11 protein-coding genes are annotated in these 12846 nt (G+C 36.5%); 6 read left to right on the top strand and 5 right to left on the bottom strand.

Annotated elements, in window-relative coordinates; genetic code table 11:
• Positions 1-2 precede the first annotated feature (2 nt).
• Positions 3-770, bottom strand: a complete 768-nt coding sequence (locus BN853_RS06210; RefSeq protein WP_030005104.1) for a lysophospholipid acyltransferase family protein — start codon at positions 768-770, stop codon at positions 3-5.
• Positions 771-879: 109 nt separating this feature from the next.
• Here BN853_RS06210 and nadD point away from each other — a divergent pair, with 109 nt between their 5' ends.
• From nadD to recD2, 5 genes are read left to right on the top strand one after another with little or no spacing between them, the layout of a single operon-like run.
• A complete protein-coding gene (nadD, locus tag BN853_RS06205) occupies positions 880-1446 on the top strand; it encodes a nicotinate (nicotinamide) nucleotide adenylyltransferase (protein ID WP_030005103.1) in 567 nt (188 codons plus the stop codon).
• 2 nt (positions 1447-1448) lie between these two features.
• The gene (locus BN853_RS06200; RefSeq protein WP_030005102.1) at positions 1449-3302 is read left to right on the top strand and encodes an NAD(+) synthase; all 1854 of its coding nucleotides are present in this window, start codon (positions 1449-1451) and stop codon (positions 3300-3302) included.
• 4 nt (positions 3303-3306) lie between these two features.
• Positions 3307-4440, top strand: coding sequence for a tRNA 2-thiouridine(34) synthase MnmA (mnmA, locus tag BN853_RS06195; RefSeq protein ID WP_030005101.1), 1134 nt, complete (start codon positions 3307-3309; stop codon positions 4438-4440).
• Complete coding sequence (locus BN853_RS06190) at positions 4440-5618, top strand: MFS transporter (RefSeq protein WP_030005100.1); 1179 nt, start codon at positions 4440-4442, stop codon at positions 5616-5618. Before mnmA ends, BN853_RS06190 begins: the two co-directional genes overlap by 1 nt.
• Positions 5611-7833 carry an SF1B family DNA helicase RecD2 gene (recD2, locus tag BN853_RS06185; protein ID WP_030005099.1) on the top strand — a complete coding sequence of 741 codons (2223 nt, stop codon included), beginning with the start codon at positions 5611-5613 and terminating at the stop codon, positions 7831-7833. Before BN853_RS06190 ends, recD2 begins: the two co-directional genes overlap by 8 nt.
• Positions 7834-7946: 113 nt before the next feature.
• Here the strand turns inward: recD2 and BN853_RS06180 are convergent, their stop codons facing one another.
• Together BN853_RS06180 and BN853_RS06175 are read right to left on the bottom strand one after the other, a co-directional pair.
• Positions 7947-8585, bottom strand: coding sequence for an MIP/aquaporin family protein (locus BN853_RS06180; protein WP_030005098.1), 639 nt, complete (start codon positions 8583-8585; stop codon positions 7947-7949).
• Between the two features lie 127 nt (positions 8586-8712).
• The gene (locus BN853_RS06175; RefSeq protein WP_030005097.1) at positions 8713-9276 is read right to left on the bottom strand and encodes a DUF2179 domain-containing protein; all 564 of its coding nucleotides are present in this window, start codon (positions 9274-9276) and stop codon (positions 8713-8715) included.
• 125 nt (positions 9277-9401) lie between these two features.
• Between BN853_RS06175 and BN853_RS06170 the strand changes: the two genes are divergently transcribed.
• Positions 9402-10568: a cation:proton antiporter gene (locus tag BN853_RS06170; RefSeq protein ID WP_030005096.1), complete on the top strand. Its 1167-nt coding sequence runs from the start codon at positions 9402-9404 to the stop codon at positions 10566-10568.
• Between the two features lie 15 nt (positions 10569-10583).
• Here BN853_RS06170 and BN853_RS06165 read toward each other — a convergent pair whose 3' ends face one another.
• Positions 10584-11939 (bottom strand): aldehyde dehydrogenase family protein, encoded by a 1356-nt coding sequence (locus BN853_RS06165; protein ID WP_030005095.1) that lies wholly within the window; start codon positions 11937-11939, stop codon positions 10584-10586.
• A 1-nt stretch (position 11940) separates the two neighbouring features.
• A complete protein-coding gene (locus tag BN853_RS06160; protein WP_197539974.1) occupies positions 11941-12651 on the bottom strand; it encodes a pseudouridine synthase in 711 nt (236 codons plus the stop codon).
• Positions 12652-12846 lie beyond the last annotated feature (195 nt).

The following is a 12846-nucleotide window of genomic DNA, read 5'->3' as shown; positions in this document are numbered from 1 at the left end:
CTTTAGTTTCCCCCTTTGTAATCACTATTTTCATCATAATAGTCGCTTACGATTTTTTGTAGTCTTTCGGTATTGTAATTAAGTGTTTCATATTTGGTATCTAGCTCAATTACTTGATAGGGCTTTAAAACGTGTAAGTGAACACATGGTTTTTTCTTCAGGTATTTGTATAAACCCGTCGGTTTCTTAAATATGAATACCATTGGTATTATATCAACTTTCGAGTTGAAAGCAAAACGAAATGCTCCTTTTTTGAATGGCCTAATCTTGGGGTGATAAGGCATTAACGCCGCCTCAGGGAAAACGGCTACCATATGGTTTAATGACAGAACGTCGTTCATTTGTTGTTGAAATGTTTTTAAATGGTCTTTTTTATCTGGAATCGGAGCACCACCAAGCAAGTAAAAGAGTTTACCGACAATTGGCAAGCCCATGTTTGTTTTTAACATAGTGTAGTGGAACTTTTTAGGAAAAAACGTTGCACCAAGTAAAAAAGCATCAAACTGATGTGCGTGATTTGAAATGACTACGTGCCCCTTTTTTTTGACCTCGTTAAAATAGGCTCGATTGATCACACGAAAACCCAAAAAAATACGACCATAAATGCCAACAATGATGATTTTTACTAAAAACACTAGGATAGATGATCTGACACGGATAAACCATTTTTGACCAAAATAATCAAAGTTATCTTCTAATTCTACGGGTTTTGCTTCAATTGTGTGGAAACTATGCTCATTTTCATTGTCTGGTTTTTTATGTTCTTCCATAGTCGAAATCACCCCCACCGATTAACAGTATCATTATTATATCATAAGTTTAGAATGTATCAGTGCAATATTAATTGCTAATTATGTTATAATTAACTGGGTGATGGATATGATTATTGTCTATGGGGGTTCGTTCAACCCACCAACAAAAGCACACAAATCAATTATGGTTCATTTAATAGAGACTTATAAACCAAAACAGTTTGTTTTTTTACCGGTTGGCAATAACTATGCCAAACCAGAGCTTATTCCGTTTGCAAACCGAGTCGATATGCTAAAGTTGATTTCAAAAGAGTATAGTGAAGTTGTTATCTCAGACATCGAAAATAATGAGTCTTATAAAGGCACGCTTGATGCGTTAGAAAAATTAGAAAAAATCCATCAAGATGAAATTGCATTTGTCATTGGTGCGGATAACCTTCTTTCGATCGAGGAATGGATTAATTACGAGAAATTAATTAAACGGTTCAAATTCATTGTAATTGATCGTGGTCGTCTTGACATCAATGGGTTAATTGTTTCGAAGTTTCCAAATGATCAAAAACAGTTTTTAAACGTAAAATTATCTTTAAGAGAAGCCTCAAGCTTAGTTCGTAAAGATTTAAATAAATATCAAGATTTTCTTTCCGATGAGGTGCTTGCCTATGTCAAAGAAAATCACTTATATGAGGTGTAGTTATGTACAATAAAGGTTTTTTAAAAGTGGCTTGTGTCACGCCTGACTTAGAACTTGGGCATCCTAAATTCAATGTGTCAAAGATGATTGATGCTTTAAAAAGCATTAAAGCGGGGATTGCACTTTTTCCTGAGTTAGCAATTACTGGTTATAATTGTGGTGATCTTTTTTATCAAGAATCACTGAGTGATGACGCGCTTAAAGCCTTAAGTGAATTGCTAGAAAAAAACCCATTCGATGGCTTTTTAGCCGTTGGTATGCCTTTTGACATCGATGGTGTTTTATATAATGTGGCCGTGGTGATCAAAAAACACCAGGTGCTTGGGATGATCCCAAAGAAGTACTTACCAAATACGGGTGAATTTTACGAGAAACGATGGTTTAATTCGGGACTTGACACACACATCAAGCAGGTTAAACTGTTTGGTATGAACGTGCCATTTGGTGACTTGCTTTTCCAAGATTTAGAAAAAGGCATCAAATTTGGTGTAGAGATTTGTCAAGACATGTGGACAACTATTTCACCTGGTAACCTATTAAGTTTAGCTGGTGCAAATATGATTCTTAATCTGAGCGCGAGCAATGAATACCTTTACAAAGAAGAAACAAGACGGACGGCTGTGGTTGACCATTCAAGACGAAATAATGGCGCGTACCTTTACGCCTCATCTGGAATGATGGAATCCAGTGCAGACACGGTTTTTAGTGGTCATAATATGGTTGCAAGCGCAGGGACACTCGTTAAAGAAGAAATTTTTAATGAGCCTAAAACGCAAATCCTTTACGCAGACATTGACTTTGGTGAAATTAACTACAAAAGAAGAAGAGATACCAATTTAAAAGACGTACTTCACAGATTAGAATCTGAGATCACTTACATCAATGTATCTTTTGATGAATCAAGCGATTATACCTTTACAGAACCAATTGACCAAACGCCTTTTGTACCAAAAAAGAATATCAAGAAAGACTTCTTGAAAATCAAAGGCATTCAAATTCAAGCATTAATGAAACGATTGATCCACTTAGGTGATCAAAAACTAATCATCGGTGTATCAGGGGGGCTAGATTCTACCCTAGCACTTATGATTGCATATGAAACAATGATGAGACTAGAACGTCCTCTAGCAGACATTATTGGTGTGACGATGCCCGGGTTAGGTACATCGTCTCGAACCAAAAACAATGCGCTTGAGCTAATGAAAAAATTAGGAATTACTCACATGGAAAAACCAATCATAGATGAGACAAACCTACATTTTGATTTGATTGGACATGATAAATTCAATACCGACATTACATACGAAAATACACAAGCTCGAATCAGAACGATGGTGTTGATGAATCTTGCAAACATGCACAATGGTATTGTCTTAGGCACGGGCGATTTATCAGAAATTGCCTTAGGATTTATGACGTATAATGGGGATCAAATGAGCATGTACGGCATTAATGCGGGTCTACCTAAAACATTGGTGTCTTTTATGGTCTTAGAATTTGCAAAAGAATACCCAACGCTAAAGACAATCTTAGAAGATGTGGTCGATACACCAATATCGCCTGAACTCATTAAAGACCAGGTGACAGAAAACATCCTGGGTAAATACGTTTATAATGATTTCTTGCTTCACCGTCATTTAAGATGTGGTGATGATGAAGAAAAACTTGTATTCATGATTAAAAAGACTTTCAATATCGATGAGGAATTAGCAAGAAGTCAGGTTGCTTATTTCCTAAGACGTTTTTATCAACAACAGTTTAAACGTCAAACACTTCCTGACAGTCCAAAAGTACTTGACATATCGTTGTCACCAAGAGGTGACTATCGTATGCCAAGTGATATAAAGAAATGGTGATTTTATGAAGAAAAAAGTAATCCTTGGTTTATCTGGGGGTGTGGATTCTAGTGTGGCACTTGTGCGTTTACTAGAACAAGGTTATGACGTTGAAGCCGTGTTTATGAGAAACTGGGATTCGGCAACCAACGATGACGTTTTAGGAAATCCAACGGTTAACGATGAAGTTTGTGCACAAGAAGTTGATTACATGGACGCAAAAAAAGTGGCAGATCAACTTGGCGTTGTGCTTCATCGTGTCGATTTTACACAAGAATATTGGGATGAAGTATTTCAATATTTTTTAAGTGAATACCAAAAGGGAAGAACACCGAATCCAGATATTTTATGTAATACCGAAATTAAATTTAAAGCCTTCTTAGCTTACGCAGAATCTTTAAATGCTGACTACATTGCAATGGGTCACTATGCCAATGTAGGCTTAGTTGACGGCAAACAAGCACTCAAAAGAGCAAAAGATGACAACAAAGACCAAACGTATTTTTTGTCTCAGTTAACTGAAAAACAAATCGAAAAAGCGATGTTTCCAATCGGGGATATCGATAAACCTGAAGTTCGTGAAATTGCGTTAAAACATAACTTAGCGGTTGCCAAAAAGAAGGACTCTACTGGCATTTGCTTTATTGGTGAACGTCGCTTTACGGAATTTTTAAGCAACTATTTATTGGCTCAAAAAGGAAGAATGACCACGCTTGATGGTACCTATATCAAAGATCATGACGGCCTAATGTATTACACCATCGGGCAACGAAAAGGTCTTGGCATCGGTGGGAATAGTGAATTTGATACACAACCTTGGTTTGTGGTTGGAAAAGACATCGAAAACAATGTTCTATTTGTTGAACAAGGGTTTGATCATCCTTACCTATACTCAAACGAATGTATTGTAAAAGACGTCGTATTTAGAGGAAATAAAGAGTTAACAAACCGCACCTTCACCGCTAAGTTTAGATACCGACAAAAAGACAACGACGTTAACCTTGAATGGTTAGACGAAACGACCCTTAGAGTGACTTATTCCCAAGGCGTAAGAGCGGTAACACCTGGGCAAGCAGCGGCTTTTTATGAAGGCGATGTTTGTGTGGCAGGTGGGTTTATTGATACGGTTTATCAAGACGGAAAGAAGCGTAATTATTAATGAGTAAACAAGTTCTAATCATCCTATTTTCGGGGTTGGTTGGATTGGCTATGAATATAGCCCATCCTGCCACCCCTGCTTATTTAAGAACACTTTCGATATCCGCGGACATGTTTGGTATAATTTTCGCATCAATGAATTTGGGAAACTTCTTAATGGCGCCAGTTTGGGGAAATCTTGGTGACATTAAAAACAGAAAATACATCATTGCGACTACCTTGTTTTTCTATGGGGTTTCGCAATTCTTTTTTGGGTATTTTTCTAATATATATTTAATTATTTTGGTTCGATTTGCTGCTGGTTTTTTTGCTGCTGGTGTCATTTCAAATGGGTTAGCACACATTTCAGAAGACCCGTATTATGAAACGATAAGAAAACGTACGATTTCAAGTTTTGTATCATTTTTCGCCATTGGTGGTGCGGCTGGCTATTATCTTGGTGGGTGGGTAGGTACTTATTTTGTCGGTCAAGAATCCTATGTGCTATTCACCCAAGCGATTGTTACGATGCTGGTGGTGGTATTTTTCTTGATATTTGTGGATGTACCAAACTTTAATCATCAAAATAAAGCGCGACCAAGTTTCATTAATCAAATTAAACAGTTTAAAACACTTTCTAAACCGTTGATGCTTCTCATATTGATTGCGGTGATTATCTCAATTGCACACACAAACTTTTCAAAGTATTTGGATCTTTATATCAATGATTTAGGTTATTCGTCAAAAGACATTGGACAACTCGTTGCTGTGACTGGGTTATTGACGTTAGTTATTAACTGGTTTGTTGTTCCAAAAATGATTAAACACGTTAAGGCCACAACGACTTTAATCTCAGCGGTTATTATTTCAGCAGTTTTCTCGTTTTTGACTTTTTACTTGGATCAAACGCACATTTACTTTTATGTTTATACGTTTTATTTAATGTATATTGTTGGTAAAGCAATCTACGAACCAACACTTACTTACCATCTTTCAAACTTTGATGAGGTCTCACCTGGTATGATCATGGGAATCAGACAAAGTGCAATTTCATTAGGGGCTGTGATTGGCCCACTACTTGGGGGTTATTTATACAAGGATTTAGGCGTAGGTATGTTCTACATTCTATCGTTAATTCTTGTAGTATCAGCAGGGTTATTACTCTACTATACTAAGTTAAGAGGTGAATACGTTGACTAAAATCATAGGCAACATCACCCATTATCTTTACAAGAACAAAGACAATGGGTACTCAATTGCAAAAATTGTAATTGAAGATGGAAAAGAAGTCATCATCACAGGTTATTTTCCTGAACTTGCAAAAGATGTGAGTTACGAATTTGAAGTTGAAGAAGTATCGCACCCTAAATATGGGGTTCAGTGGAAAGTCAACAGTTTTTCTAAAGCAGACGTTCAAAATAAAGAGGGGTTAATAGCCTATCTTTCCTCAGACCTATTTACTGGTATTGGACCGATGCGTGCAAGAAAAATTGTCGATACCCTTGGTGATGATGCCATCATTAAAATTCTTGAAGACAAAAACGTACTAAAAGACATTGGACTTAATCCGTTACAAATTGAACGATTTTATCAACAACTCTTTCAAAATCAGGTCGTAGAAGAAACACTTGTCAAACTATACGGTTACGGACTAACCTCACGTATGGCCATGAAGTTATTTAATAAATACGGTTCAGAGACATTAAAAGTGTTAAAGAGTAACCCTTATAAGTTAATCGATGACATCGAGGGTGTTGGATTCGTTAGAGCCGATGAAATTGCAAAATTATTCGATATATCTGAAACGGATGAAAGACGAATTGAAGCGGCGGTATTATTTGCTTGTCACACATACTCGTTTAAAAAAGGGGACACGTACATCACAGAAAAACAACTCATCCAGTCATCAAAAATGGTTTTAGGTCAAATCCAAGAAGATTACATAATTAATGCAGTTGTTCGATTAGTCGATCAGGAAAGATTAATCAAAAATAATCAACGCTACTACATTAAATTTATCTATGAAGCTGAACAAGCGATTTCCAAAGACATCAAACGGTTGATTCATCGAGATCAAACCTCAATTATAAAACAAGAGTTATCAACCTACATCGGTATAGTAGAAAAAATCTTGCAGATTAGCTACACAGAAAAACAAGTAGAAGCGATTAAAGAAGCTTTGAACTCACCGATATCAGTGATTACGGGAGGCCCAGGTACAGGTAAAACAACGGTGATAAGAGGCATCATTGAAGTTTACGCAAGGTTATATGATTTAGATCTTGCTAGTGATAAAATTCAAGAGCACATCGCACTAATTGCGCCCACAGGTAGAGCGGCTAGACGTATGAAAGACGTGATGGGGATACCTGCTCAAACCATACACCGTCAACTTGGTTATAATTACGAAGGGCACTTTTTGTTTGACGACGTTTATCAATTACCACAAAAATTGATTGTCATTGATGAATCGTCGATGATCGATGTATTTTTGGCTAATCAGCTATTTAAGTCAATTTCAAATGAGTCGATTGTAATCATCGTAGGTGATAAAGATCAGTTACCTTCGGTTGGACCAGGTCATGTTCTAGGTGACATCCTAAGTTCTCAAATTGTCACGGTAATTGAATTAAATGAAATTCACAGACAAGCCAAGAATTCTGGTATTATCCGACTAGCAACTGCCATTAATCAGCAGTCACTAAATAAAGAAGTCCTAACTGATTCGAATGATCTGACTTTCATCTCCTCAAATCAAGACGATATGATGGATTTAATCATTGATGCGGTTGATCAAGCGCTAGATGCGAATTACGATTTGATTGAAGATGTTCAAATATTAGTACCAATGTATCGTGGACCGATAGGCATCGATCAAATTAACAAAGTCATGCAAAAGCATTTTCATCCAAAAACGGCAAAAAACATTCAATACGCAGACAAAACGTATTATGTTGGCGATAAAGTCATTCAACTGGTTAATTCGCCTGAACGAGGCATTATGAATGGCGATATTGGTTATATTCACGACATGACAAAAACAGCCACTAACGATGATTTAATTGCGGTGATGTTTGATGGCAACAAAGTGTTTTATCATAAACCGGATTTAGAAGAACTCAATTTGGCTTATGCCATTTCAATTCATAAGTCACAGGGTAGTGAGTATGCGATTGTTATAATGCCTTTAGCTAATGGTTATCAGGTGATGCTAAGAAAAGAACTGCTCTATACTGGCATTACAAGAACTAAGTCACATTTATCACTGATTGGTGCCTTAGGACTGATTGAAAAATCAGCCAACATATTAAATGAGAAAAGACAAACCGCGCTAAAGTCATTTTTAGTTGAAGAAGACATTCAATTAGAAACGAACGAAGATGAACTATCGCCTTTTGATTTCTTAGATGAATGATGAGAATAAGGTGATTTTCTGATTCGTTTGTATTTGCTTACTAGGTTAAATAAAAAAAGGATTGATTCGCTTGTTTATTAACAAGTAAATCAATCCTTTTGTTCGTTTAGAAACTATAGACGGTTATAAAATAAACCAGCAAGTAAACCACCAAGCGATGGACCTAAAATATAGACCCAAACTTGACTTAACGCGTTTGTTTGGAAAATAGCAGGTGCCAATGAGCGCACAGGGTTAACTGACGTACCAGTCAAGTTACCACCTACAACGATCAAGATGACTAATCCAAAACCAATCACTAGTGGTGCAATTGAAGCATTTTCTTTATTCTTCGTGATGTTAAGAATGTTTAAAACAAACACAAAGGTCAAAACGGCTTCAATCAATAACCCATTGAATAATTGAATGAAATCAGATCCTGGGACGTTACTAGAAACGACGTTTGCAGCAATGTTTTGTCCAAACCCATACATCAAGGCAAGGAAGAATGAAGCAACTAGTGCACCAACAAATTGTGCAGCAATGTAGGTAATCAGTTCATTCTTATTAATGCGTTTAGAAACAAACATACCAATCGAAACCGCAGGGTTGTAGTGACCACCAAAGATATAGGCCATCAAGGCGAGTGTTCCACCAAATCCTAAGGCGGCATAGATTAAAGCGCCAGACTCAAGTGCGGCAATTGAACCTAACAAGACGAGAAACAGTGTTCCAAAAAACTCCGCTTTTAAAGCTTTACTTATATTTTTCATTAGTTATTTCCTCCTTGTAACTATCGATATTGTAGCAAATCAAACAAAGGATGTAAAATAAAACAAACTGAGAACAGACATTTTATAAAAATCGTCTGTTTTCAGTTTGCATAAATAGTCAATGGGCTTATTTTAATAGTGATTTCATCGGTGAAATGAATCCGCCGGATAACGTTGATACGTCGTTGATAATAACCATGGCTTTTGGGTTAATCTTTTGTATTTTTTCGATGACTTCATTTGAGCCTCTTCGATTCGAATAAAGCATTAGTACCGAACGTGTCTCGTCTTTACCGCGGCCATCGATGATGGTCACACCATAACCTTCTTTTCTTAAAAAATCGGCAATTTCCTTACCGGAGGCAACACTTGTGATGGTTTGAATAAGTACTTTTCCAAAGGCAATCTTTTCTTCCAATTTGGAACCCACATAAACCCCTACAGCAAACCCTAAAGAATACATGATGCCCTTCATTGGTGATTCTTGGATGCCATTAATTACTCGTGAGGCAATAAATACCCATAGGATGATTTCGATTAATGCCAAGATAACGCCAATGCGTCTGTAGCCTTTATTAATTAAGATGATACGCAGTGTACCAATCGATACCTCAATGATTTTTGCAAAAAAAATCAAGAAAAGTTCTAAGAAAGATGTAATTGTTAAGATTTCGATGAGTCTGTCAATCATGTTATACCCCGCCTTTTTTCGTCTAAACCTATTTTAACATATTCTAATAGAAAAATGGAATTTTAGGAAAAATTATTTAATCATTAATTAAATGGTGATATAATCATTTTATTGGAGATGATAGCGTGTTAATCAGTCTTGCGTTAATCTTACTGCTTGCACTTAGCTTGGGCAGTTTGTTTGAAAAAATGAAGTTACCGAAGCTATTAGGAATGTTATTTACGGGTATTATTTTAGGCCCTTTTTTATTGGACTTAATCGATGAAAGTTTATTAGATATTTCGACTGAACTTCGGAAAGTGGCTCTGGTCATCATACTATTAAGAGCAGGGTTGTCTTTAAAACTAAATGAATTAAGAGAAGTAGGCATAACCGCACTCTTACTGAGCTTTGTGCCAGCAACACTTGAAATCATCGGTATTGCAATTGTTGGTCCAATGCTTTTTGATATCACGTTACTAGAGGCATTAATTTTAGGTTCAGTACTTGCGGCGGTATCGCCCGCTGTAATCGTACCTAAAATGATTGAGTTAATCGAAGAAAAACGTGGGACAGCTAAAAAAATACCACAAATGGTTTTAGCAGCGGCATCGGTTGATGATGTTTTTGTCATTGTTTTATTTACGAGTTTTCTTACGATGTATGAAAAAAACCAGTTCGATTTTGGTTCGTTAATAACGATTCCAATTTCGATTGTATTAGGTGCACTCATAGGTGCACTTCTTGGCGGGGCACTAATTTGGTTATTTAAACGGATTCACATGAGAGATTCAGTCAAAGTACTGATCATCCTATCGTTTGGTTTTATCCTATTGTATATGGAAGATTATTTCATGATTTCAGGGTTGATTGGTGTGATGAGCTTAGGTTTGATGATCAGCTACCGATACGAAATTTTAGCTTCGAGGCTACAACTGAAGTTTAGTAAGATTTGGGTGTTTGCCGAAATTTTATTATTTGTCTTAATTGGGGCAGCACTTAATCTTGACGGACTAAAATCTATTTGGTTTTTGGTTTTATTAATGGTGGTCTTTGGATTGCTGTTTCGAATTGTTGGTGTGTTTATTGCTTCAATCAAGTCGAAACTTAATCAAAAGGAACGCTTATTCGTTGGCTTTGCCTATCTGCCTAAGGCGACGGTGCAAGCAGCCATCGGGGCAATACCCCTACAACAAGGCCTAGAAGCAGGCGATTTAATCTTATCTGCTGCGGTGTTTGCGATTTTGGTAACAGCACCCGTGGGGGCATTTTTAATTGATTTAACAAAGAAAAAACTGTTACAACAAACGTAACAGTTAGGGTTAAGGCTATTTTAGGAAAAATTTAATCCACTTTGTTTTTTTAGTTGAATAGGGTTGATATCTCAAAGGGATATCAATCCAATTTTTTTTCTCGTGTATTGATTTTTCATGTGTGAAGGTCTTAAGGGTATACTTACCATGATAACTGCCCATGCCAGAACTTCCAACCCCACCAAAACCATAATGATGATTTGCAATATGAACGATTGTATCGTTGATTGCACCACCACCAAAAGGGATGTTTCTCATGATGAGTCGTTTGACCACTTCGTCTTGTGTGAATAAATATAGGGCAAGTGGTGTTTTATTCTTTTCGATGATGTCATAGACGTCTCTTATGTCTTTAAACGTTAAAACCGGTAGTAATGGCCCAAATATCTCTTCTTTCATGATGGCGTCTTCAAGAGATACCTCGGTGATGATGGTTGGTTCAATTTGTGTGTCATTGAGTTTTCCGCCATAATAGATTTTTCCACTTTCCATCAACCGTCTTAATCTCAAATGGTGTCTTTCGTTAATAATTTTCCCATAGTTTTGATTGGTTAGTGGGTCATGTGAAAACTGTTTGATTATTTCTTGTTTAATCAGGTTGAGTAACTCCTCTAAAATGGTTTCATCACAAAGTAAGTAATCAGGTGCAATACAGGTTTGTCCAAGGTTTAAATACTTACCAAAAACAATGCGTCTAGCGGCTAACTTTAGATTGGCCGATTTATCTACGATCACGGGTGACTTACCACCAAGCTCTAATGTGACGGGTGTTAAGTGCTTACTTGCTTTTTCCATGACAATCTTACCAACGGCAGTAGAACCAGTAAAAAAGATGTAGTCAAACGGTTGGTTTAGTAGATGATCGGCGACTTTATAATCACCGAGCACAACTTCACAAACCGTACGATCTAAAGCCTCATTGATGATTTCTTTAATGATCAAAGAGGTGTTCTCTGAATATTCAGATGGTTTTAAAGTAACAACATTTCCACTAGCTATTGCGCCAACAAGTGGTTCTAGAGTCAGTAAAAAAGGGTAATTCCATGGGCTGATAATTAAGACTTTGCCATAAGGTTGTCGTAAAAAGTAACTCTTACCAGGTTGATTACTTAACGGTGTTTTTACTCGTTTTACCTTAAAAAAGCGGTTAATTTCTTTTATGTTAAAGCGTATGGCTTGTTTGACTAGTCCAATCTCGGTCATTTGTGCTTCGGTTTGACTTTTACCTAAATCAAGGTAAAGTGCTTTTTCAATCTCTTTTTCGTATTTTTCAATCGCGAAGTACAGTTTACGAAGTTGGTTTTTTCGAAAACCATTGTTTCTTGTGAAATTTTGTCCGAAATAATCGTCCTGTTTTTTTAAGTATTTCATATTAAGCCTCCTTGTGATTTTTTAATAAAAGCACTTCATCATCACTTAACAAACGGTAACTTCCTTTTTTCAAGTTTGGATCGAGGTGAAGCGGTCCAAAAGTCATGCGTTTAAGGTAGGTCACTTTCATGTCTAGCGCTTCAAACATGCGTTTAACTTGGTGGTATTTTCCTTCTTGGATGGTGAGGTTGGCTTTGTTATCTGCGAGTAACTCAATTTTTGCTGGCATCGTTAAATAGCCATCCTCGAGGGTAATGCCACTTTCAAACAAAGAAGTGTAAATTTCTCGGTAGGTACCACTAAACTCAACGTAATACATTTTGTCAACGTGCTTCCTGGGGCTTAATAAATCATGAGCAAGTTTCCCATCGTTAGATAAAAGTAGAAGACCCTCAGTATCTAAATCTAACCTTCCCACAGGAAAGGTTTGAAAGTGATCGAACTCTTTGATGAGTTCTTTGGTTACTTTGTGAATGGGATCGTAGTTTGAGCTGATGTAGCCAGCGGGTTTGTTTAACATAATATAGACGTATTGTTGATAGCTAGAACGTTCACCTTCAACGATGATTTCATCTAATTCTGGGTTAATTTTTAAATCGTCTTTCGTCACGAGTATTTCGTTACAAAATACGAGTTTATTTTTGATGATTTTCTTGACTTCAGTCCTTGAACCATAGCCACAATGCGCAAGGTATTTATCGATTCGCATCATTTTATACACTCCCTAATTTTTACTCTTTACATTGTATCAAAATACGCTAAAAAAAGCGAATTTTAAAGCCAAAATCAAAAGATGGATTATTGCGTAAGTGTGCTAAAATAGATAAAATTGTAAAAAAAAGTAGGTTTGTTGTAAAGATAAGGAAAAATGAAAGAAATTACCGTGTTGCAAATTATAATCTTTTTA

Origin of the sequence: Paracholeplasma brassicae, assembly GCF_000967915.1 — a bacterium.
Lineage (GTDB): Bacteria > Bacillota_I > Bacilli_A > Acholeplasmatales > UBA5453 > Paracholeplasma > Paracholeplasma brassicae.
This window is presented reverse-complemented; position numbering and strand designations above follow the sequence as displayed.

Excerpts from the sequence above, each read along its gene's own strand:
- BN853_RS06210 (WP_030005104.1), bottom strand. The coding sequence starts at position 770 with ATGGAAGAACATAAAAAACCAGACAATGAAAATGAGCATAGTTTCCAC.
- nadD (WP_030005103.1), top strand. The coding sequence starts at position 880 with ATGATTATTGTCTATGGGGGTTCGTTCAACCCACCAACAAAAGCACAC.
- BN853_RS06200 (WP_030005102.1), top strand. The coding sequence starts at position 1,449 with ATGTACAATAAAGGTTTTTTAAAAGTGGCTTGTGTCACGCCTGACTTA.
- mnmA (WP_030005101.1), top strand. The coding sequence starts at position 3,307 with ATGAAGAAAAAAGTAATCCTTGGTTTATCTGGGGGTGTGGATTCTAGT.
- BN853_RS06190 (WP_030005100.1), top strand. The coding sequence starts at position 4,440 with ATGAGTAAACAAGTTCTAATCATCCTATTTTCGGGGTTGGTTGGATTG.
- BN853_RS06180 (WP_030005098.1), bottom strand. The coding sequence starts at position 8,585 with ATGAAAAATATAAGTAAAGCTTTAAAAGCGGAGTTTTTTGGAACACTG.
- BN853_RS06175 (WP_030005097.1), bottom strand. The coding sequence starts at position 9,276 with ATGATTGACAGACTCATCGAAATCTTAACAATTACATCTTTCTTAGAA.
- BN853_RS06165 (WP_030005095.1), bottom strand. The coding sequence starts at position 11,939 with ATGAAATACTTAAAAAAACAGGACGATTATTTCGGACAAAATTTCACA.
- BN853_RS06160 (WP_197539974.1), bottom strand. The coding sequence starts at position 12,651 with ATGATGCGAATCGATAAATACCTTGCGCATTGTGGCTATGGTTCAAGG.